Origin of the sequence: Halopseudomonas sp. MFKK-1 (assembly GCF_027474385.1) — a bacterium.
Taxonomy (GTDB): Bacteria; Pseudomonadota; Gammaproteobacteria; order Pseudomonadales; family Pseudomonadaceae; genus Halopseudomonas; species Halopseudomonas aestusnigri.
Window position 1 is genome coordinate 1,283,719 of record NZ_CP114836.1, and the last position, 20,475, is coordinate 1,304,193.

Sequence of the window (20,475 nt, forward strand, 5' to 3'; positions counted from 1 at the left end):
CAATGTATGTACACAAAACAATAGACTAATTGTATACAATCGCTCGAGTCAAAAAATCAAAATGCCCTGCAGTTATCGCGCGTAATAAGCGCTGCGTGGTCGAATTGCGGGCTTTCTTCAGCGAAAGAGGTGTCTTAATGAGCGATAGCGCTGTGTATCCACGCGATCTGATCGGCTACGGTCGCACCCCGCCGGAAGCCCGTTGGCCCGGCCGTGCGCGGATCGCCGTTCAATTTGTGCTCAACTACGAAGAGGGCGGTGAGAACTGTGTGCTGCACGGCGACAGTCACTCCGAGCAGTTTCTGTCGGAAATCATTGGTGCGGCGGCGTTCGATGATCGCCACATGAGCATGGAGTCGATTTACGAGTACGGCTCGCGGGTCGGTGTCTGGCGCCTGCTCAACGAATTTGAGCGGCGCGGCCTGCCGCTGACCGTGTTTGGCGTGGCGATGGCACTGGAGCGGCATCCGGAAGTAGCCCAGGCGTTCCATGAGCTGGGCCACGAGATCGCCTGCCACGGCTGGCGCTGGATTCACTACCAGAACATCCCCGAAGCGGTTGAGCGCGAGCATCTGCAGCGGGCACTGGACATCTTCCAGCGCCTCTACGGCGCCCAGCCGGAGGGTTGGTACACCGGGCGGGACAGCCCCAACACCCGGCGCCTGCTGCTGGATCAGGGCGGCTTTCTGTATGACAGCGACTATTACGGTGATGATCTGCCATTCTGGACCCGTGAGGCGGACAGCGCCGGCGCGCTGCATAATCACCTGATCGTGCCCTACACGCTGGATACCAACGACATGCGCTTTGCCTCACCGCAGGGCTTCAATACGGGCGACCACTTCTTCCAGTATCTGAAAGACGCTTTCGACGTGCTCTACGCTGAGGGTGAAGATCTGCCGAAGATGCTGTCGATCGGTCTGCACTGTCGGCTGATCGGCCGTCCCGGCCGCTTCCGCGCGCTGCAGCGTTTTCTTGATTACATCGAATCCCATGATCGGGTCTGGGTTACCCGCCGTGTCGATATCGCCCGCCATTGGGCCGAGCATCATCCCGCACAGAACCAGGAGTCAGTATGAGCAAGCAATCCGCACCCCGCAGCTACTACGCGCCAACCGGCGGGCACCCGCCGCAGACGCAGCTGACCACCGACCGCGCGGTCTTCACCGAGGCCTACGCGGTGATTCCCAAGGGCGTGATGCGCGATATCGTTACCAGCCACCTGCCGTTCTGGACCGGTACCCGTCTGTGGGTGCTGTCGCGTCCGCTCAGCGGTTTTGCCGAGACCTTCTCGCAGTACATCATGGAAGTGCAACCGGGTGGCGGCAGCGACAAGCCGGAAACCGACGCCTCCGCCGAAGGTGTTCTGTTCGTGGTGGAAGGCGAAATGACGCTGATCCTGAACGGTCAGCAGCATCTGATGAAAGAGGGCGGCTACGCCTTTATTCCGCCGAGCAGTGACTGGCAACTGCACAACAACAGCGGCGCTGTGGTGCGCTTCCACTGGATCCGCAAGGCCTATCAGAAGGTGGATGGCCTGGATGCACCGAAAGCCTTCGTTACCAACGAGAACGACATCATCCCGCTGGAGATGCCCGGCACCAACGGTGCCTGGAGCACCACCCGCTTTGTCGACATGAACGACATGCGCCACGACATGCACGTGAATATCGTCAACTTCCAGCCGGGCGGCGCGATTCCCTTCGCCGAGACCCACGTCATGGAGCATGGCCTCTATGTGCTGGAAGGCAAGGCGGTCTACCTGCTGAACAAGGATTGGGTCGAGGTCGAAGCCGGCGACTACATGTGGCTGCGCGCCTTCTGCCCGCAGGCCTGCTACGCCGGTGGCCCCGGCCCGTTCCGCTACCTGCTGTACAAGGACGTCAACCGCCACATGAAACTACCGGCGCTTGACCGTTGAGGAGCAGGAGATGAGTGCTGACGTGTTGCAGCTGACGGCTCAGCCCCTGACACCGGAGGCCTTCGAGGCCTTCGGTGAGGTGATCGACTCGCGCAGCTCCGCGCATTTCATGATCAACGCGGGCCGTACCCGTCGCCATCATGATCTGGCCAGGGTTGAGGTGGCCGGTGAATCACCACGGGTGCTGATCAGCATCTTCGTCAGCCAGCCGGTCACCGTGCCGCTGGAGCTGACCTTTCTGGAGCGCCATCCGCTCGGCAGCCAGGCGTTCATGCCGCTGCACGAGGAGCAGTTTCTGATCGTGGTAGCGCCACCCGGCGATGCGATTGATCCGGCCGAGGTGCGCGCCTTCATCACCGACGGCCGGCAGGGCGTCAACTACCGCATCGGCACCTGGCATGCCATCCAGTCGGTGCTGGAGCGTGAAGGGGAGTTTCTGGTGGTCGATCGCGGGGGTGCCGGGCACAACTGTGACGAGTACCCGATCAACATCCGGGTGACGCTGGCGTGATCCTGCGCTGACGTTGCTGCCGCTCCGCAACGGAGCGGTATGGGCTTACTCGATATTCTGGATCTGCTCGCGCATCTGTTCGATAAATACCTTCAGATCGACCGCCGCCTGGGTGCTGCGCGTATCGATGGCCTTGGAGCCGAGGGTGTTGGCTTCGCGGTTGAACTCCTGCATGAGGAAGTCCAGGCGGCGGCCGATGGCGTCCTTGCTGTCGAGCACGCGGCGGGTTTCGGCGACGTGGGTATCGAGGCGGTCGAGTTCTTCTGCCACGTCGATCTTCTGCGCCAGCAGTACGATTTCCTGCTCGACGCGGGTGCTGTCCAGCTCGAGTTTGGCGTCGTTGAAGCGGTCGATCAGCTTCTGCCGGTGGGTGGTCAGCAGGGTCGGCATCATTTCGCGGATTACGGCGGTGCGCTCGCTGATGCTGCTCAGGCGGTCCTCGATCAGTTGCTTCAGCTCGGCGCCTTCGCGCGCGCGATGTTCCTTCAGTTCCTTGAGGGCCTGATCGAACAGCTGGCGGGCCTGCTTGACCAGGTCACCCTGGTCCGTTTTCTCGCCAATCACCACGCCCGGCCAGGCCAGCAACTCGAGCGGGTTGACCGGGCCGGCGTTCTGCAGGCGGGCGCTGAGCTGCTCGGTGGTGCGGATCAGCTGGTCGAGCAGTGGCTGGTTAAGGCTGAGTTCGCTGGACTGCTGCTCGACCGGGTTGAAGCGCAGGGTGCACTCGACCTTGCCGCGGGCCAGCTGCTTGCGCAGCAGCTCGCGCAGCGGGCCTTCCAGTTCGCGGAAGGCTTCGGGCAGGCGCAGGGTGACTTCCAGATAGCGGTGGTTCACCGACCGCAGTTCCCAGGCCAGGTTGCCCTGATCGGTGCTGAGTTCGCTGCGGGCGAAGGCGGTCATGCTGTAAACCATGCTGATCCTCTGTCTGGTTGGTTGGCCGGTAGGCATTGTAGCGCCTTGCGGCGGTCCGGGGGTATCGTCGGGGTGCTATACTCCGCGGTCTTCCCACCTGCAGTACAAGGATTCCAGATGATGAAACGCCCCAGCGAACGCGCCGCCGACCAGATGCGCCAGGTTACCCTGACCCGTCACTACACCAAGCATGCCGAAGGCTCCGTGCTGGTCGAGTTTGGCGACACCAAGGTCATCTGTACCGTCAGTGTCGAGGCCGGGGTGCCGCGCTTCCTGCGTGGCAGCGGTCAGGGCTGGATCACCGCCGAATACGGCATGCTGCCGCGCTCTACCGGCTCGCGCATGCAGCGTGAGTCGAGCAAAGGCAAGCAGGGTGGTCGCACACTGGAAATTCAGCGCCTGATCGGCCGTTCGCTGCGCGCTGCGGTTGATTTGAAGACGCTGGGTGAAAACACCCTGTACATCGACTGCGATGTTATTCAGGCCGACGGCGGTACCCGTACCGCGTCGATCACCGGTGCCTGCGTGGCGCTGGTCGATGCACTGCGGGCCATGAAGCAGCGCGGTGCGATCAAGAAGGTGCCCGAGGTGCAGATGATTGCCGCGATCTCGGTCGGCATCTATCAGGGGGTGCCGGTGCTGGATCTGGACTATCCGGAAGACTCGGCTGCCGATACCGACCTGAATGTGGTGATGACCGACAAGGGCGGCTTTATCGAAGTGCAGGGCACCGCCGAAGCGGCACCGTTCAGTGCCGAGGATCTGAACGCCATGTTAACGCTGGCGCGCAAGGGGACTGACGAGTTGTTCGCGCTGCAGCGCGCTGCGCTGGAAGACTGATTGCTGGCCTGTAGTTATATCGATGAGGGTCGCCACCGAGCGGCCCTTTTTTGTGCGGCATGCACGCTGGCGCGGGTAGCGCCATAGGCAGGGTGTGTAAACTCTGCTAAAACTCGCCTGAATCTGTTTTGACGCCAAGGAGTGCCTGCGATGACTGATCCCGTAACCCAAGTTGACAACACGCCGCCACCGCCGCCCGGTGCCCCTGGTCCGGAAGCGCGTCAGTGGGCGTTGTTCGTGCACCTGTCAGCCCTGCTCGGATTCATTATTCCGTTCGGTAATCTGGTTGGTCCCTTGATTATCTGGCAACTGAAAAAGGACATGGATCCCTTCGTGGATGATCAGGGCAAGGAAGCGCTGAATTTTCAGATCACGGTCGCCTTGCTGATGCTGGTCTGTCTGCTGCTGGCGCTGGTGGTTATCGGCCTGCTGCTGATGTGGGTCGTAGGCGTGGGTGCGCTGGTGCTGACCATCATTGCTGCGATCAAGGCCAATGAGGGTCAGGCCTATCGCTATCCGTTCTGCTGGCGGTTGATTAAATAGCCGAAGCAAAAAAACACCCCCGCAGCCAGCGGCTCCGGGGGTGTTTTTCGTTTATGCAGCTAATTCGGCTGACTCGGTTGCGCGAAGGCTGGTATCACCTAATCATCGCTTGCTTCCAGCTTCCAGCTTCCAGCTCTCAGATACTCAGCGTCCAGTCATAGTCGATAATCACCGGCGCGTGCTGCGAGAAGCGCACATTGCGCGGAATCTTGGCCTGTTTGACGAAGCGGCGCAGCCCCGGGGTCAGGAACTGGTAGTCGAAACGCAGACCAAGATTGAGGTTTTCCGCCTGCTCGCTGTTCGGCCACCAACTGTACAGCTCGGATTCGCGGGTGACTTCGCGCAGGGCGTCGACGTAGCCCATGTTGCCGAAGATCTCGTCCATCCAGGCCCGTTCGGGCGCCATGAAACCGGGCTCGTTCTGACAGTCGCGCCAGTTCTTCACGTCCAGCTTGAGATGGGCAACGTACAGCGAGCCGCAGTAGATGAATTCGCGGCGCTTGCGACGCTGCTTGTTCAGGTAGTTGGCGAAGTCTTCCATGAACTTGAACTTCTGGTTCAGGTCGGCATCGCCGTCGCGGCCGGATGGCAGCAGCAGCGAGCCGATGCTGAGCTTGTCGAAGTCGGCCTGCATGAAGCGGCCGTAACGGTCGGCAGATTCAAAGCCCAGCCCCATGATGATTGCCTTGGGCGCCGTGCGGGTGTAGATCGCAACGCCGCCCTGGGACGGGGTTTCGGCTTCGAAGCAGTACTGCCAGTAGCCATCCAGCCAGTACGGGTCCTGCTCCAGTTCGGGGGCGGTGACGCGGATGTCCTGCAGACAGATGACATCGGCATCCTGGGTGCGCAGCCAGTCAAACAGGCCACGCTCGGCGGCGGCCTTTACTCCGTTGACGTTGAGACTGATGATTCGCATGCATGGTCCCCCAAAAAACCAGCGTGTATGATACCCGAGCTTGAGGGTCTGTTGTAGTTTCGTTAACCCGCTAGGTGCAGCCGGTAAAGCTGCCGGGCAGGAAACGAGACGCCTGGTTTGGTCATTCCGGACAGGCGACGAGTGTCGCCGGATGACCCCGGCGTCAGCAGCCCCCGGTCCTTTTGTTAATGATGAGGGTGTAGATGCACGAATATCAGCGGGAGTTCATTCGGTTTGCGCTGGATCGCAATGTCTTGCGATTTGGCGAGTTCACTCTCAAGTCAGGGCGCAAGAGTCCGTACTTTTTCAATGCGGGCTTGTTCAATGATGGCGCCTCACTGAGTCGACTGGGCCGCTTCTATGCCCAGGCCCTGGTGCACAGCAGCCTGCCGGATGTCGACGTCATTTTCGGGCCCGCCTATAAAGGCATCCCGCTGGCGGCGGTGACCGCTGTCGCCCTGGCCGACAGCTTTGACCGCAACCTGCCCTACTGCTTCAATCGCAAGGAAGCCAAGGATCACGGCGAGGGCGGCTCGCTGGTGGGCGCGCCGCTGGAAGGCCGCGTGCTGATTATCGATGACGTGATCACTGCCGGTACGGCGGTACGTGAGGTCATGCAGATCATTCGCCAGGCTGGAGCCACTCCGGCAGCGGTCATGATCGCACTGGATCGTCAGGAGCGGGGCCAGGGCGAACTGTCCGCCATTCAGGAGGTTGAGCGTGACTTTGGCATTCCGGTGATCAGCATTGTCAGCCTGAATCAGGTGATGGCCTTCATCCAGGATGATCCGGAATTGCAGCAGCATTTGCCGGCCGTACAGGCCTATCGCGCCGAATACGGAATCTGATCACAGTCTCGCCTGCGCGCGGAGGATGGATTAACGGTTTGGCGTCTGCGGTCGATATACTGCCAATTGGCCATCTGGCCGGCATTGATGTTCGCAAGGAACGCTGGAACGGATGAGGAGCCGCCTGCGATGAAACGGATCTTGAGCTGTGTTGCACTGACCTTGACGGTACTCCCGTTGTCGGGGGTTGCCGAAGAGCTGTACCGCTATACCGATGATAACGGTGTGGTGGTGCTCGACCGTCAGGTGCCGCCCCGTTTCATTGCCAACGGATACGAGGTGCTGGACAGCCATGGCCGAGTCAAGCAGGTGATTCCGCCGGCGCCGACCGTCGAAGAGCGTGAGGCGCAGCGACGAGAGCAGGAAGCCCGCAGGAAACAGGATGCCGAAGACGCTACCCTGCTGCGGCTTTACAGCAGTGTCGCCGACCTGGATCGGGCTCAGGCGCGCCAGTTGCAGCAACTGGACAACCAGATTGCCGTCGCCCGGGCCAATATTGCCGAGCTTCAGGTGGAGCGCGAAACATTGCGCTCGCAGGCCGCTGATCTTGAGCGAGCCGGACGCAAGGTGGAGCAGGGGATCATTGACCAGTTGGCGACAGTGGATGCCGAAACCCGTCGCCAGCAGCAGCGAATCGAGCGCACCCAGGCTGATATCGAGGCGGTCAAGGCAGACTATGCCAGTCAGCGAGCACGTCTGGCTGTGCTGCTCGGTGTGGAGCCGGCTGCCCGGTAGCAGCTGGCCCCTGGTTGTGGTTCAGCCCTGAATGGCCGCGCCGGACTCCTCCGGAAGGCAATGTTCGAAGCCGCGCACTGCCGCCTTGAATGCTTCCGGAATGGGCGTTGGCCGACGTGTCTGCTGATCGGCATGCACATAGACAATCTCGCCGCTGACCAGCAGGCTGTCCTCCCGATAGATTCCCACCAGAAAGGACATGCTGGAATTGCCGAAGCGCGAGACCCGCAGATGAATATCCAGCAGATCATCGAACAGCGCCGGTGCCTTGTAGTCGAGTAGCGTTCTGGCGGCAAAAAACTCGCTGCCATCCAGCCCTTCGCCAGGCTTCACGCCCGCGGCGGCGCGCAATGCCCGGTAGTACTCGGTCACGCCAACGTCGGCAAAGTTCAGGTAGTGGCCGTTGAAGACGATGCCCTGAGGGTCCGCTTCAGACCAGCGCACGCGCAGCGGCGTGCTGAAGCGGAAGTCGGCCCTGTCCATTACTCGCCCCGTGCCTGATTGGTGATCAGGGTGCCGACGCCGGTGTCTGTGAACAGTTCCAGCAGCACTGCGTTGGGTACCCGGCCGTCGACGATGATGGCACTGCCGACACCACCCTGAACCGCATCCAGTGCGCAGCGAATCTTCGGCAGCATCCCGCCATAGATAGTGCCATCGGCGATCAGCGCATCAACCTGGGCGGTGCTCAGGCCGGTCAGTACCTTGCCTTCCTTGTCCATCAGTCCGGCGATGTTGGTCAGCAGCATCAGCTTTTCGGCGCCCAGCGCTTCGGCGACCTTGCCGGCCACCAGGTCGGCGTTGATGTTGTAGGAGGCGCCATCGGTGCCGACGCCGATCGGCGCGATTACCGGGATGTAGTCATCGGAGACCAGGCGGTTGATCAGGTTGGCGTTGACGCTGGAGACCTCGCCCACATGCCCGATGTCGATAATCTCGGGCTTGTCCATGCCGGGGGTGTGACGGCTGACTTTCAGCTTGCGGGCCTTGATCAGACCGGCATCCTTGCCGGTCAGGCCGATGGCGCTGCCGCCGTGCTGGTTGATCAGGTTGACGATGTCCTTGTTGACCTGGCCGCCAAGGACCATCTCGACCACATCCATGGTCTGGCTGTCGGTCACCCGCATGCCTTCGATGAACTGGCTTTCGATGTTCAGTCGCTTGAGCAGATCACCGATCTGCGGGCCGCCACCATGCACCACCACCGGATTGATGCCGACCGTCTTCATCAACACGATGTCGCGGGCAAAGCTGTTTTTCAGCTCATCGTTTTCCATGGCGTTTCCGCCGTACTTGATGACGATGGTTTTGCCGGTGAAGCGCTGAATATAGGGCAGGGCTTCGGTAAGAACGCGTGAAACCTGGGCGGCGGCGTCGCGACTCAACATGGTGGTCTGGTGTCTCCTGTGGTAATTCAGAACGTAGGTTGCAGGTCAGGGGCAATGCTTAACAGCTGGGAGCGGAACAGGTCCTGCACGCGGATCAGTTCGTCTTCGCTGTCGGCCTCGAAGCGCAGTACCAGCACCGGGGTGGTGTTGGAGGCGCGAATCAGGCCCCAGCTGTTGGCGAAGTCTACACGGATGCCGTCGATGCTGGTGACCTCGCCGTCGCCCCAGTCACCCTTTGCTGTCAGCGCCTCGATGATCTGGAACTTGCGTTCCTCGCCGACCGTAAGGTTGATTTCCGGGGTGCTGATGCTGGCCGGATAGCGGGCCATCACCTGATCGGCGCTGTCGGGCTGCAGCGACAGCAGCTCCAGCAGGCGGCAGGCGCTGTAGAGGCCATCGTCAAAGCCGAACCAGCGTTCCTTGAAGAACAGGTGGCCGCTCATCTCGCCGCCGAGCAGGGCGCCGGTCTCTTTCATCTTGGCCTTGACCAGTGAGTGTCCGGATTTCCACATGATCGGGCGGCCGCCGGCGCGGCTGATGACCTGCGGCAGCTGGCGTGAGCATTTGACGTCAAAGACGATATCGGCGCCGGGGTTGCGGGTGACGATGTCCTCGGCAAACAGCATCATCAGTCGATCCGGGTAGATCATTTCGCCGCTGTTGGTGACAAAGCCGAGGCGGTCGGCATCGCCGTCAAAGGCAACGCCGAGATCGGCGCCTTCGCGCTGTACGGTCTCGATCAGCGCGGTCAGGTTCTCCGGCTTGCCCGGATCCGGGTGGTGGTTGGGGAACAGGCCGTCGACGTCGCAGTACAGAGGAATCACCTCGCAGCCGATCCCTTCGAGCAAGCGCTCGGCAATCACGCCGCCGACGCCGTTGCCGCAGTCGACCACCACCTTGAGCGGTCGTGCGATCAGGACGTCTTCAACGATGTGGTTCAGGTAGTGATCGAGTATCTCGAGGCTGCTGCGGCTGCCGCTGCCGCTCAGCAGTTGATTCTGCTGCAGGCGACGGTGCAGCGCGGTGATCTGCTCACCGGACAGGGTCTGCCCGGCGATGACGATCTTCAGACCGTTGTAGGCCGGCGGGTTGTGGCTGCCGGTGATCATCACGCCGGAGCTGGCGTCGGTGGTGTTGGTCGCGAAGTAGACAACCGGCGTCGGCACCATGCCAAGGTCGGCGACCTGACAGCCGCTGTCGACCAGGCCCTGAATCAGCCGCTCGCTCAGCGCCGGGCCGGACAGGCGACCGTCGCGGCCAACCACAACCCGCGGCTCGCCGGCGTCGAGCGAGGCGCTGCCGATGGCGCGGCCCAGCCAGTAGACACCTTCTTCGGTCAGGCTTTTGCCCACAACACCGCGAATGTCGTAGGCGCGAAAGATTTCAGCCGGCAGCTCGGGGATGCTGACGTGTTGGGTGCCGCTATCGGCGTCGGGTATCTGCATGTTGAAGGGGTCGTCTTCCAGGATGTCGATATCAAGCACGTCGCCGTCCGGCAGTGGCGACGTGGCTGGCTTCGCCGGCGGGCTGTCCGGTTTGCCTTCGGGTGTGCTGTTGCCGCTTTCGGGCGCGCGCTTGAGCAACTGCTGAATGTTGCTCGGCAGTGGCTCCAGCGGGCCGAGCTTAATGCTGTGTGCCTTGTGGCCAAGGGTCAGCTGGGTCAGGGTGCTGGCGTCGGCGCGCAGGGCACTGCTCCAGCTGCGTTGCAGCAACAGCAGCCCCAGCAGGCTGCCTAACAGCGCAACCAGACCGGCTGTGGTCAGCATCAGCCGATTTGGCGTGCTGGCCGAGACGGCCGGTCCCGGGCGGAATTCCAGGCGCCAGGCGGGGTTGTCGGTTTCCAGGGTAAGCGCGTTGCCGCCACCCTCGCCGCGTTGCAGCAGAACCTGTTCCGGGGCGTTGGGGAACTGTTGTACAAGGCGAACCTGACCCGTTTCAGGAGGCAGCTCCGGCAGGGTTGCGGTGATTCGGGACAGCTTCATCACCGTGGTCAGGGTGCCGCCGATCGGAGCATTGTCGGAGGCGCGTAACGGCTTGACACCATAGATCAGCCATTGGTCACCGACCCGATGTGCTTCAATCGGCACGGCTAATCCGCGCTCCGCCCGGCGAATCATGTCCAGCGCGGCGAAGCTCAGCGGTGCCTCGTTGTCCTCGATGCGTTCTGCACGGCCGTTGGCGTTAGTGTAGATCGCCAGCGTGTCCGCACCGTGATAGCGCAGCAGGCGTTCCAGCGGGCTGCTCAGCGACACCTGCAGTTGCGGATTGGCGGCCAGGCGGGCGAGGTCCCGGTCCAGCTGGGCCATGCTCTGGTTGAGCGCGCTTACCTGCTGCTGGGCATAGCCGGATACCAGTTCGTCAGTACGCTGCGTGGCGTAGTCGGATACCACCAGCCAGAGTACGGCTGCCGCCGCTGCGATTCCGGTAAGGCTCAGTGCAATCGGCAGTCCGATGCTGGGCAAGCCCGGTTTGCTGCTGGTTTTTCGGGTCAGTTTCATTGTTGTTTCTGAGCCTCCCTGCACCGACACGCCGATTGCGCGATCAGTGGCTTCCTGTGTGACCGAATCCGCCAGCACCGCGCTGGCTATCATCAAAACTGTCAACAATCTGCAGTTGTGCCTGCAATACTGGGACCAGCACCAGCTGTGCGATGCGCTCGCCGGGGTTGATGGTAAAGGCACTGCTGCTGCGGTTCCAGCAGGACACCATCAGCTGGCCCTGGTAGTCGGAGTCGATCAGGCCCACCAGGTTGCCCAGCACTATTCCGTGCTTGTGGCCCATACCTGAGCGGGGCAGGATCATTGCCGCCAGCCCCGGGTCGGCGATATGAATGGCCAGCCCGGTGGGCAGCAGCTCGGTCTGGCCCGGCGCAAGGGTCAATGGAGCATCCAGCATGGCGCGCAGGTCCAGCCCGGCGGAGCCTTCGGTGGCGTAAGCGGGCAGCGGCCACTCGGTGCCGAGGCGGGGGTCCATTACTTTGGCTTGCAGCGCGTGCATCGGGGCTCCTCAGTTACTGTCCTGCTGGTCCAGCAGGGCGGCCAGACGGCTGATGATGTCGCGGGCCAGCTTCTGCTTGCTGGCCTGCGGCAGGGTAGTCGTGGTCAGTTGTTGATCGATCAGGGTGACCGCGTTGTCGTCACTATTAAACCCGATCCCACTCTGGCTGACATCATTGGCGATGATCAGGTCGAGGTTCTTGCGCTGCAGCTTGTCGCGGGCGTAGCCCAGTACGTCCTGGGTTTCGGCGGCAAAGCCGACGCAGCAGCGCGGACGCTGCACGCCGGTCGCCAGGGTCGCCAGAATGTCGGGGTTGCGGATCAGCGTCAGGGTCATGCCGTCGTCGCTGCCCGGTGTTTTCTTCAGTTTCTGGTCGGCGCAGGCATCGGGCCGATAGTCGGCAACGGCTGCCGAGGCAATGAACAGATCCGCCGGCAGGGCGGCCAGGCACGCATCAAGCATCTGTTGTGCACTGACGACGTCGACTCGCTGAACCCGTGCCGGTGTCGGCAGATTGACCGGGCCAGCCACCAGGGTGACCCGTGCGCCCGCTTCGGCGGCTGCTTCGGCAAGGGCGAAGCCCATCTTGCCGGAGCTGTGATTGGAAATATAGCGCACGGGATCGATCGCTTCCCGGGTCGGGCCGGCGTTGATCAGGACGTGGCGGCCGGCAAGCAGGCCGCGCTCGAAACATTCGGCGGCCCGCGCCGCGATGTCGGTCGGTTCCAGCATGCGACCGGGGCCAACGTCGCCGCAGGCCTGACCACCGTCACCGGGACCAAACACCTTTACGTCGCGCTCCAGCAGCAGCGCCAGGTTGTGCTGGGTTGCCGGGTCGCGCCACATTGCCTGATTCATCGCCGGGGCAATGGCAACAGGCGCATCGGTAGCCAGTACCAGCGTGGTCAGCAGATCGTCACCACGGCCCTGGGCCAGGCGGGCCATCATGTCGGCGGTTGCCGGAGCAATAAGCACCAGGTCGGCCCAGCGCGCCAGTTCAATGTGGCCCATCGCGGCCTCGGCGGCGGGGTCCAGCAGGTCGCCGTGTACGGGGTGCCCGGACAGCGCCTGCAGGGTCAGAGGGGTAATGAACTCGCGGGCCGCGTTGGTCATGACAACACGTACCTCGGCGCCGGCGTCGCGCAGGCGTCTGATCAGCTCTGCACTTTTATAGGCAGCGATGCCACCACTGACACCAAGCACCACCTGCTTGTTAAATAGCGACTGCATTGTGAACTTCCCCTCATGCTGCGGGCGGGGCTGTGCGGGCCCTGCGAAATGCCCGCTACGATAGCACAGCGGTGGATGCCGCGCGCCTGTGAGCGAAGGGTTCGCAGGTGTTCAGGGACGGTCCGAGAGTGCGGAGAGGGAGTATGGCGATAACCGATTGGCCCGTGGCTGAGCGGCCCCGGGAAAAACTGTTGGCGCAGGGTGCCGGGGCGTTATCGGACGCCGAGCTGCTGGCGATTTTTCTGCGTACCGGTCTGCCCGGCTGCAGCGCTGTGGACCTGGCCCGGCGGTTGCTGGCCGGCTTCGGCAGCCTGCGCGCGTTGCTGCAGGCGGATCTGTCCACGTTCTCGGCCCACGCCGGGCTCGGGCCGGCCAAGTATGCGCACTTGCAGGCGGTACTGGAAATGGGCCGACGGCACCTGTTCGAGGATCTGAAACGGGGCGATGCGCTGACGTCGCCGGGCACGGTAAGACAGTTTTTGCGCAGTCGTCTGGCAGCGTTGCCGCACGAGGTCTTTGCCTGTCTGTTCCTGGACAGCCAGCATCGGGTGATCGCGTTCGAGGAGCTGTTTCGCGGCACTATCGACAGTGCCAGTGTTTATCCGCGCGAGGTGCTCAAGCGGGCGCTGGCACTCAATGCTGCGGCGCTGATTCTGACCCACAACCATCCGTCGGGCGTGGCAGAGCCCAGTCAGGCGGACCTGCAGCTGACCCGGCGCCTGCGCGACAGTCTGGCGTTGCTGGATATCCGCGTACTCGACCATCTGGTTATCGGTGATGGCGAGCCGGTTTCCATGGCCGAGCGGGGGCTGTTGTAAGGCTGGTCATAATTGCGCGCAGAATGAAAAAGCGTTGCTTGCAGGCACGCATTTTGGTATAAAGCTCCGCTCTTCTCGGGGCTGCGCCTGTTTAGCGTGTTTCAGGCAGGTTAAATCCACTCGCCCCGGCTGGACAACAGATTCTTTTATGGCTTCCAACCAGTTCGGGTTGGGCAAGTGGTTGGAGAGGGTTAACCATGTCTCGAGTATGTCAGGTGACCGGTAAGGGTCCGGTTACTGGGAACAACGTTTCCCACGCTAACAACAAAACCAAGCGTCGTTTTCTGCCTAACCTGCAGTACCATCGTTTCTGGGTTGAGTCGGAAAAGCGTTTCGTCCGTCTGCGCACTACTGCCAAGGGCATGCGCATCATCGACAAGCGCGGTATTGACGCGGTTCTGGCCGAAATCCGCGCCCGCGGCGAAAAAGTCTAAGGAGCATCATCATGCGTGAATTGATTCGTTTGGTGTCCTCTGCCGGTACTGGTCACTTCTACACTACCGACAAGAACAAGCGCACCACTCCCGACAAGATCGAAATCAAGAAATTCGATCCGGTTGCACGTAAGCACGTGACCTACAAGGAAGCCAAGATCAAATAAGATCTTCGCTTGCTGTCAAAAAACCCGCCTTGAGCGGGTTTTTTGTTGTCTGTGATTCAGGGTCCGGCGAGCGAGGTGTCAACAGACCTCAAGCTCAGGGTTCGCCGCCGATAGCAAAATTCGGCAGGCTGTCGACCGGCTGGGCAAACTCGAAGGGGATGGACACCGTTTGCAGACCGACATTCTTCTGCACGACAAAGTGCAGGTGCGGGCCGGTGCTGTTGCCGGTGTTGCCCGATAGCGCCAGCAGCTGACCGGGGTGGACTCGCTGTCCCTCGCTGACCTGAACTGAGCCGCGCTTGAGGTGCAGGTACACGCCCATGGTGCCGTCATCGTGCAGCAGGCGCACAAAGTTGCCCGAGGGGTTGGTGCCGCGGCCGGTCTGGTTGTTTTCGATCTTCACCACCTGGCCGGCGCGGGCCGCCACGATGGGGGTGCCAACCGGCATGGCAATGTCGAAGGCATAGCGACCCTTGGGGCCGGTATGGCTATAGCGGCCGCCCGGGCCCTGGGTCATGCGAAACGGGCCGCCACGCCAGGGCAGCGGGTAGTGCGTGAGCGTCTGCTGCGCGCGCGGATCGCCAAGCGCGTGCTCCAGCCGGTAATCGTAGTGCGGCTCGCCGTCGCCGGTGGGTTGCAGGGTCACGAGGCGGATCTGCTGGCGTGGTGGTAACACCCAGTTGATCGGGGCGGCGGGCACGCCAGTCACGTTGCGCGCGTTGCTGATGCTCAGGCGAACTTCGACCGGGGCGAACAGGTCATTGTGAACAATCAGGGTTTCACCGCCGGCGTGGCGCTGCTTGGTGACGTAGACCTCTCGATCGACGTTCTCGACCATGGCGTCGCGGAAGACGATGACCTCGGCACCTTCAACTTTCCGGTCGGTATAGGTCGTGACACCGTTGGCGTCGGTGTATTTGTAGATATTGCCGGCCAGCAGCAAAGGGCTGGCCAGCAGCAGGGTCAATGGCAGTAAGGCTCGCATCCGCTGCTACCTGTCTTGTTCGTGCTGGCAGAGGCTGAGTCTAGCGCCTTGTGCGGATCATGGCGAGCCGCACAAGGACGGCTCTATTCAGGCCATATTCGGTCGCAGCGAGTAGCTGCGCAGGTGCCAGGCAAAATCCTGCAGTGCCTTGATACCGCTTTCCTCTGCCTGATGACACCAGTCTTTCAGTGCCTGCAGCATTTCGTGGCTGTTGGCGCTGGTACGTCCCCAGATCTGCTGCAGTGCAAGGCGCTTCTCGTAGATCACCTTGAGCGCCTGGCTGTGATCCAGCATGGCCTGGATGCGGGCCTGATGCCTGTCGTCCAGCAGGCTGGTTTCGCGACTGAGCAGACGCTTGGCGCGGCGGAACAGATGGTGCATCGAGGCGTCGAGACGCGCGATCTCGCTGCGCACCAGCGGCTTGATCACATGCTTGCGGTACTGCGCCATGATCTGGAAGCGGTTGTTGAGAATCGCCATGGCGGTGTCCATATCCAGCGTCTGCTTGCCGCGAATCTTGTGGGCGATCGGCGCGGTACGACGCACCTCGGCCAGACCCAGCAGGCTGAACAGGCGAATCCACATCCAGCCCATGTCAAACTCCCACTTCTTGACCGACAGCTTGGCGGAGTTGGGATAGGTATGGTGGTTGTTGTGCAGTTCCTCGCCGCCAATCAGAATGCCCCACGGCAGCAGATTGGTGGCCGCGTCGCGGCATTCGAAGTTGCGATAGCCGACGGCATGGCCCAGGCCGTTGATCACGCCCGCGGCCAGCACCGGAATCCAGAGCATCTGCACTGCCCAGACGGTAATGCCGAGCACGCCGAACAGGGCGATGTCGATCAGCGCCATCAGGGTGACGCCGGCCAGCGGGAAGCGCTGGTAGAGATTGCGTTCGATCCAGTCATCCGGGCAGTTCTTGCCGTAGATGCGCAGGGTCTCTTCGTTTTTTGCCTCTTCCATGTACAGCTCGGCGCCCTTGCGCAGCACGGTCAAAAGCCCCTTGTGTACCGGGCTGTGCGGGTCGTCAGGTGTTTCGCACTTGGCGTGGTGCTTGCGGTGAATGGCGGTCCATTCGCGGGTGTTCATGCTGGTTGTCAGCCACAACCAGAAACGGAAAAAATGCTTGAGCGCCGGGTGCAGTTCCAGCGAGCGGTGCGCGGAATAGCGATGCAGGTAGACGGTGACGCTGACGATGGTGATGTGGGTCAGGACCAGAGTGGCCGCCAGCAGCTGCCACGCCGACCAGTTGAGAATGCCGTTGTACCACATAAATCTGCTTTACCTCGTTAGAATACGCGGGCAAAAGCCCGTTTCCCGGTGATTATGGACCAACCGATGTGTGATGAACATGACCGCGGGTCGCTCCGCACCACCTGCTATAGTTTCCGAATGTTGATGAACTGCTCCGGAAAACCGGTATGAGATCCAGCGCTGGCGCCCTGACGGTGGCCCTGTCCTATGTCGTCATGGCCACGGCCTGGATCCTGTTCAGCGACAGCCTTCTTCAGTTGGTTGATCCCGCGCTGCAGACGCGGTTGCAGAGCATCAAGGGTACGGCCTTTGTGCTGGTGACCGGTTCTGGGCTGTATTTTCTCGTGCGTTACCACCTGCGTCGTCGGCGCCAGCATGAAGAGGCGCTCAGACGCAGTCAGGAGCGCTTCAATCTTGCCCTGATAGGGGGCAACGATGGTCTCTGGGACTGGGATATCGCCAGTGGCGAAATGTATGTCTCGTTGCGCGGTCGGGAAATTCTCGGACTTGCCCAGCAGGGCGCCTTGCTCCCGGACTGGCTGGAGTTGCTGTATCCCGAGGACCGCGAGCTGGCCCGCCGGGAGCTGGTGCGTCATCTGCGAGGGGACTCCGAGCGCCTGGATGTCAGCTATCGGATTAGCCGGCAGAATGGTAACCGCTGGATTCAGGTCGGCGGCAAGGCAGTGCGCGACGAAAGCGGTCGCGCCGTGCGGCTGGTGGGCATGCTGCGTGATGTTACCGAGCAGGTTGACCGTGAGCAGCGCCTGCGCCAGGCCGGTGTGATGTTCGACTGCACCAGTGAGGGGATGCTGATCTGTGACGTCGACCAGACCATCCTGGATGTCAACAATGCTTTCTGCAAGATCACCGGCTACGAACCCTCCGAGGTGATTGGTCGGCAGCCGCGCATGCTTGCCTCCGGCCGGCATGATCGCACCTTTTATCGTCAGCTCTGGCAGCAATTGCATGCCACCGGGCGCTGGTCCGGGGAAGTCTGGAATCGGCGCAAGAACGGCGAAATCTATCCGCAATGGCAGAACATCATCAGCGTTAAGGACCATCGTGGCGAGCTGAGTCATTATGTGGCGGTGTTCGCGGACATGAGCGTGATCAAGCGCAATCAGCAGGAAATCGATTATTTGGCGCACCACGATCCGCTGACCAAGCTGCCCAACCGGCTGCTGCTGAACGAACGTCTGAGCACCGCCATTGCCCGCTCGAGGCGAACGAAAGGAGAGCTGGGTCTGCTGTTTATTGACCTTGACCGCTTCAAGGGCGTCAACGATAGCCTTGGCCACAGCGCTGGTGACCAACTGTTGCAACTGGTCGCCCAGCGGGTGCTGCAGGTCTGCGAGGAGAGCGACACGCTGGCCCGGCTCAGCAGCGACGAGTTTGCCCTGCTGCTTGAGCGCGATGTCTCGGCAAGCCAGATGGGCAAGCTGGCCGAGCGCATCCTGCGCCTGCTGCAGAAGCCGTTCGAGTTGTCGGGCCAACTGCTACACATGAGCGCCAGTATCGGTCTGGCGCTGTTTCCGCAGGATGGTCGGGATGGAGCAGAGCTGCTGAAAAATGCCGACTCTGCCATGTCGCTGGCCAAGCAGCGGGGGCGCAACGGTTATGCCTTCTACACCCAGGAGCTGACCGAATTGGCGCGTCGCCGCCTGAGTCTGGAAACCGACCTGCACGAAGCGATCAGATACAACCAACTGCGTGTGTATTACCAGCTGCAGAAGGACCTGCGCAGTGACTGCTTTGTCAGCCTCGAAGCGCTGGTACGCTGGCAACATCCAACCCAGGGGCTGGTAGCTCCCAACGAGTTTCTGCCGGTCGCGCGCAACGCCGGTCTGATGAGCGATATTGATGAGTACGTGCTCAATGAGGCCTGCCGACAGTTGCGGTGCTGGATTGATGCGGGCTATCCGCTGAAGGCCGTTGCGGTCAACATGTCCGGCTACTGGATGGAGCGCGGTGATGTGTTTGGTAGTGTGTCGACGGTGCTCAGACGCTATGGACTGCCTGCCGAGTGTCTTGAGCTGGAGGTAACCGAAGACGAGGTCATGCACTTTAACGCAGCGGGCGTTCAGCTGCTGGATCGGCTGTCGGAGTTGGGTGTCGGCCTGGCAATCGATGATTTTGGCACCGGCTACTCGTCGTTGCTGCGGCTCAAGCGCATGCCGGTCAACAAGTTGAAAATTGACCGCGGCTTTGTCTCCGATCTGCCGGGCAGTGACAGTGACAGCGCGATGGCGCGTGCCATCATCGCGCTCGGCAAGAGCCTGCAGCTGAAAGTGATTGCCGAGGGTGTGGAAACCGAGGAGCAGGAGGCCCTGTTGAGCGGTCTCGGCTGCGATATGGGGCAGGGTTACCTGTTCAACCGTCCGTTACCGGCCGACGAAATCGAGAAGCTGTTGGGAGAGCCTGGCCATGACTGAATTTCAGCCGCTGCGCATGGACCGTCGACTGCCCTGTCGGGTCGGCCCGCAGGATCAGCACTGGCAGGCGGCGCCGCAAGCGCCGATCAGGCGCTGGCAGCTGGAGCGTGAGGCGCCGGAGAGCGGACAGGTAACCAGTCTGGTGGAATATCTGCCGGGTGCACGTTTCCCGGTTCATCGGCATCCGGCCGGAGAAGAGATTCTGGTGCTGGAGGGCGTGTTCAGCGATCAGTCGGGTGATTATCCTGCCGGCAGCTATCTGCGTAGCCCGGCGGGGTCAGAGCATGCGCCGTTTTCGCAGCCGGGCTGCCTGATTTTCGTCAAGCTCAATCAGTTCGCCGAGGACGATCAGGCAACCGTGCGTCTGACCGCTGACAGCGCGAACTCGGTGACCTTTTGTGCTGGTGTCAGCGGCAGCTTGCTGCACCAGCACGGCTGCGAGCGTACCTGGCTGCTGGATTGCCGGGCCGGGGCGGAGCTGCGCTGGCAGGGTGACCCGGCGGGTGAGCTGCTGGTGGTCAGCGGCGGTCTCGCCGAGGCGGGGCAGACTCACCGCGCGTTCAGCTGGTTGCGAGATACCCGCCTGGGCGAGCTGGGGCTGCGCGCCGCCGAACCGAGCCGGCTGTTGCTCAAGTTCGGCGCGTTGCGCGGGTTACAGGAAGACCCAGAGCAGTAGCACGCCCAGCACAATGCGGTAGATCACAAAGGGCTGCATGCCGATCCGCTTGATGAACGCCAGGAAGTAGTGGATGCACAGGTAGGCGCTGATACCGGACAGCAGCACACCGGCCGCCATGTGCAGCCAGTCGACGGCCACCTTGCTTTCGATCAGCTCGATGGTTTCCAGCCCGCAGGCCAGTACGATCACCGGAATCGACAGCAGGAACGAGAAGCGCGCCGAGGCTTCGCGGCTCAGGCCCAGCATCAGCGCGGCGGTCATGGTGATGCCGGAGCGCGAGGTGCCGGGAAACAGCGCCAGCGCCTGCGCGCAGCCGATGAACAGCACATCCTTCCAGGTCATCTGGTGCTCGCTGCGGCTGCCGCGGTGGCGCCAGTCGGCCCAGCCCAGCAGCAGGCCGAAGGCAATCAGGCCGATCGACAGATAGATGGGCGAGCGCAGCACGGTCTCGATCGTGTCTTTGAGCAGCAGCCCGGCCAGCCCTACGGGAATGGTACCGAGGATCACCGCCCAGGCCAGTCTTGCGTCGTCATCCAGCTGGCGGGTGGTCAGTGAGCGGCCCCAGCTGACAGTCATGCCGAGGATGTCGCGGCGGAAGTAGATCAGCACGGCGGACAGGCTGCCCAGATGCAGGGCAACGTCAAAGGCCAGCCCCTGATCGGGCCAGTCGGTCAGCACCGGCACCAGAATCAGGTGGGCCGAGCTTGATACCGGCAGAAATTCGGTGATGCCCTGAACTATTGCCAGAATGAAAACCTGCAGCCACTCCATCGTCAGCCTGTGCTCCGCTAGTTGAAAAGGCGCAAGTAAAGCACGCCGGACGGTGCTGGCGCGACCCTCGTTGCGATTATGCGCTGCCAACACC

At 62.0% G+C, this 20,475-nt stretch carries 22 protein-coding genes; 12 read left to right on the forward strand and 10 right to left on the reverse strand.

Annotated elements, in window-relative coordinates; genetic code table 11:
* Positions 1-137: 137 nt before the first annotated feature.
* Genes puuE through O5O48_RS05865 form a run of 3 tightly spaced genes read left to right on the forward strand, consistent with a single transcriptional unit; the run spans position 138 to position 2,432 of the window.
* On the forward strand, positions 138-1,079 hold the full coding sequence (gene puuE, locus O5O48_RS05855) for an allantoinase PuuE (protein ID WP_233048522.1): 942 nt from the start codon (positions 138-140) through the stop codon (positions 1,077-1,079).
* Positions 1,076-1,921, forward strand: a complete 846-nt coding sequence (locus O5O48_RS05860) for a bifunctional allantoicase/(S)-ureidoglycine aminohydrolase (protein ID WP_269688421.1) — start codon at positions 1,076-1,078, stop codon at positions 1,919-1,921. The genes puuE and O5O48_RS05860 overlap by 4 nt, the downstream gene beginning before the upstream one ends.
* Positions 1,922-1,943: 22 nt before the next feature.
* Complete coding sequence (locus tag O5O48_RS05865; RefSeq protein WP_228246054.1) at positions 1,944-2,432, forward strand: ureidoglycolate lyase; 489 nt, start codon at positions 1,944-1,946, stop codon at positions 2,430-2,432.
* 45 nt (positions 2,433-2,477) lie between these two features.
* Here the strand turns inward: O5O48_RS05865 and O5O48_RS05870 are convergent, their stop codons facing one another.
* Positions 2,478-3,344 carry a YicC/YloC family endoribonuclease gene (locus O5O48_RS05870; protein WP_228245937.1) on the reverse strand — a complete coding sequence of 289 codons (867 nt, stop codon included), beginning with the start codon at positions 3,342-3,344 and terminating at the stop codon, positions 2,478-2,480.
* A gap of 120 nt (positions 3,345-3,464) precedes the next feature.
* Here O5O48_RS05870 and rph point away from each other — a divergent pair, with 120 nt between their 5' ends.
* Positions 3,465-4,184: a ribonuclease PH gene (rph, locus tag O5O48_RS05875; protein WP_088275940.1), complete on the forward strand. Its 720-nt coding sequence runs from the start codon at positions 3,465-3,467 to the stop codon at positions 4,182-4,184.
* 150 nt (positions 4,185-4,334) lie between these two features.
* Positions 4,335-4,727 (forward strand): DUF4870 domain-containing protein, encoded by a 393-nt coding sequence (locus O5O48_RS05880; protein ID WP_088275763.1) that lies wholly within the window; start codon positions 4,335-4,337, stop codon positions 4,725-4,727.
* Between the two features lie 136 nt (positions 4,728-4,863).
* On the opposite strand, the gene O5O48_RS05885 is transcribed toward O5O48_RS05880, so the two are convergent.
* Entirely contained in the window at positions 4,864-5,643 is a 780-nt protein-coding gene (locus O5O48_RS05885; protein ID WP_088275762.1) for an exodeoxyribonuclease III, read from the reverse strand.
* A 203-nt stretch (positions 5,644-5,846) separates the two neighbouring features.
* Here O5O48_RS05885 and pyrE point away from each other — a divergent pair, with 203 nt between their 5' ends.
* Both pyrE and O5O48_RS05895 read left to right on the forward strand, forming a co-directional pair.
* Entirely contained in the window at positions 5,847-6,491 is a 645-nt protein-coding gene (gene pyrE, locus O5O48_RS05890) for an orotate phosphoribosyltransferase (RefSeq protein ID WP_228245936.1), read from the forward strand.
* A gap of 129 nt (positions 6,492-6,620) precedes the next feature.
* Positions 6,621-7,226, forward strand: a complete 606-nt coding sequence (locus O5O48_RS05895) for a DUF4124 domain-containing protein (protein ID WP_228245935.1) — start codon at positions 6,621-6,623, stop codon at positions 7,224-7,226.
* Positions 7,227-7,247: 21 nt separating this feature from the next.
* Here O5O48_RS05895 and O5O48_RS05900 read toward each other — a convergent pair whose 3' ends face one another.
* From O5O48_RS05900 to coaBC, 5 genes are read right to left on the reverse strand one after another with little or no spacing between them, the layout of a single operon-like run.
* Entirely contained in the window at positions 7,248-7,709 is a 462-nt protein-coding gene (locus O5O48_RS05900; protein WP_269688422.1) for an acyl-CoA thioesterase, read from the reverse strand.
* Positions 7,709-8,614, reverse strand: a complete 906-nt coding sequence (gene argB, locus O5O48_RS05905; RefSeq protein WP_269688423.1) for an acetylglutamate kinase — start codon at positions 8,612-8,614, stop codon at positions 7,709-7,711. The genes O5O48_RS05900 and argB overlap by 1 nt, the downstream gene beginning before the upstream one ends.
* Before the next feature lie 26 nt (positions 8,615-8,640).
* Positions 8,641-11,112: a phosphomannomutase/phosphoglucomutase gene (locus O5O48_RS05910; RefSeq protein ID WP_269688424.1), complete on the reverse strand. Its 2,472-nt coding sequence runs from the start codon at positions 11,110-11,112 to the stop codon at positions 8,641-8,643.
* Between the two features lie 43 nt (positions 11,113-11,155).
* On the reverse strand, positions 11,156-11,611 hold the full coding sequence (dut, locus tag O5O48_RS05915) for a dUTP diphosphatase (RefSeq protein WP_269688425.1): 456 nt from the start codon (positions 11,609-11,611) through the stop codon (positions 11,156-11,158).
* 9 nt (positions 11,612-11,620) lie between these two features.
* Complete coding sequence (gene coaBC, locus O5O48_RS05920; RefSeq protein ID WP_269688426.1) at positions 11,621-12,841, reverse strand: bifunctional phosphopantothenoylcysteine decarboxylase/phosphopantothenate--cysteine ligase CoaBC; 1,221 nt, start codon at positions 12,839-12,841, stop codon at positions 11,621-11,623.
* 143 nt (positions 12,842-12,984) lie between these two features.
* On the opposite strand from coaBC, the gene radC reads away from it, so the two are divergent.
* From radC to rpmG, 3 genes are all read left to right on the forward strand, one after another.
* Positions 12,985-13,659 (forward strand): RadC family protein, encoded by a 675-nt coding sequence (gene radC, locus O5O48_RS05925; RefSeq protein ID WP_269688427.1) that lies wholly within the window; start codon positions 12,985-12,987, stop codon positions 13,657-13,659.
* Positions 13,660-13,856: 197 nt separating this feature from the next.
* Complete coding sequence (gene rpmB / locus O5O48_RS05930; protein WP_088275752.1) at positions 13,857-14,093, forward strand: 50S ribosomal protein L28; 237 nt, start codon at positions 13,857-13,859, stop codon at positions 14,091-14,093.
* 11 nt (positions 14,094-14,104) lie between these two features.
* Positions 14,105-14,260, forward strand: coding sequence for a 50S ribosomal protein L33 (rpmG, locus tag O5O48_RS05935; protein WP_088275751.1), 156 nt, complete (start codon positions 14,105-14,107; stop codon positions 14,258-14,260).
* Positions 14,261-14,354: 94 nt separating this feature from the next.
* On the opposite strand, the gene O5O48_RS05940 is transcribed toward rpmG, so the two are convergent.
* Positions 14,355-15,245 (reverse strand): peptidoglycan DD-metalloendopeptidase family protein, encoded by an 891-nt coding sequence (locus tag O5O48_RS05940; protein WP_269688428.1) that lies wholly within the window; start codon positions 15,243-15,245, stop codon positions 14,355-14,357.
* An 87-nt stretch (positions 15,246-15,332) separates the two neighbouring features.
* Positions 15,333-16,517, reverse strand: a complete 1,185-nt coding sequence (gene desA / locus O5O48_RS05945; protein WP_088275748.1) for a delta-9 fatty acid desaturase DesA — start codon at positions 16,515-16,517, stop codon at positions 15,333-15,335.
* Positions 16,518-16,666: 149 nt separating this feature from the next.
* Here desA and O5O48_RS05950 point away from each other — a divergent pair, with 149 nt between their 5' ends.
* Together O5O48_RS05950 and O5O48_RS05955 are read left to right on the forward strand one after the other, a co-directional pair.
* A complete protein-coding gene (locus O5O48_RS05950; RefSeq protein ID WP_269688429.1) occupies positions 16,667-18,931 on the forward strand; it encodes a putative bifunctional diguanylate cyclase/phosphodiesterase in 2,265 nt (754 codons plus the stop codon).
* On the forward strand, positions 18,924-19,607 hold the full coding sequence (locus O5O48_RS05955; RefSeq protein WP_228245927.1) for a cupin domain-containing protein: 684 nt from the start codon (positions 18,924-18,926) through the stop codon (positions 19,605-19,607). The genes O5O48_RS05950 and O5O48_RS05955 overlap by 8 nt, the downstream gene beginning before the upstream one ends.
* Here O5O48_RS05955 and O5O48_RS05960 read toward each other — a convergent pair.
* On the reverse strand, positions 19,584-20,381 hold the full coding sequence (locus O5O48_RS05960; RefSeq protein ID WP_088275746.1) for an undecaprenyl-diphosphate phosphatase: 798 nt from the start codon (positions 20,379-20,381) through the stop codon (positions 19,584-19,586). The genes O5O48_RS05955 and O5O48_RS05960 overlap by 24 nt on opposite strands.
* Positions 20,382-20,475 lie beyond the last annotated feature (94 nt).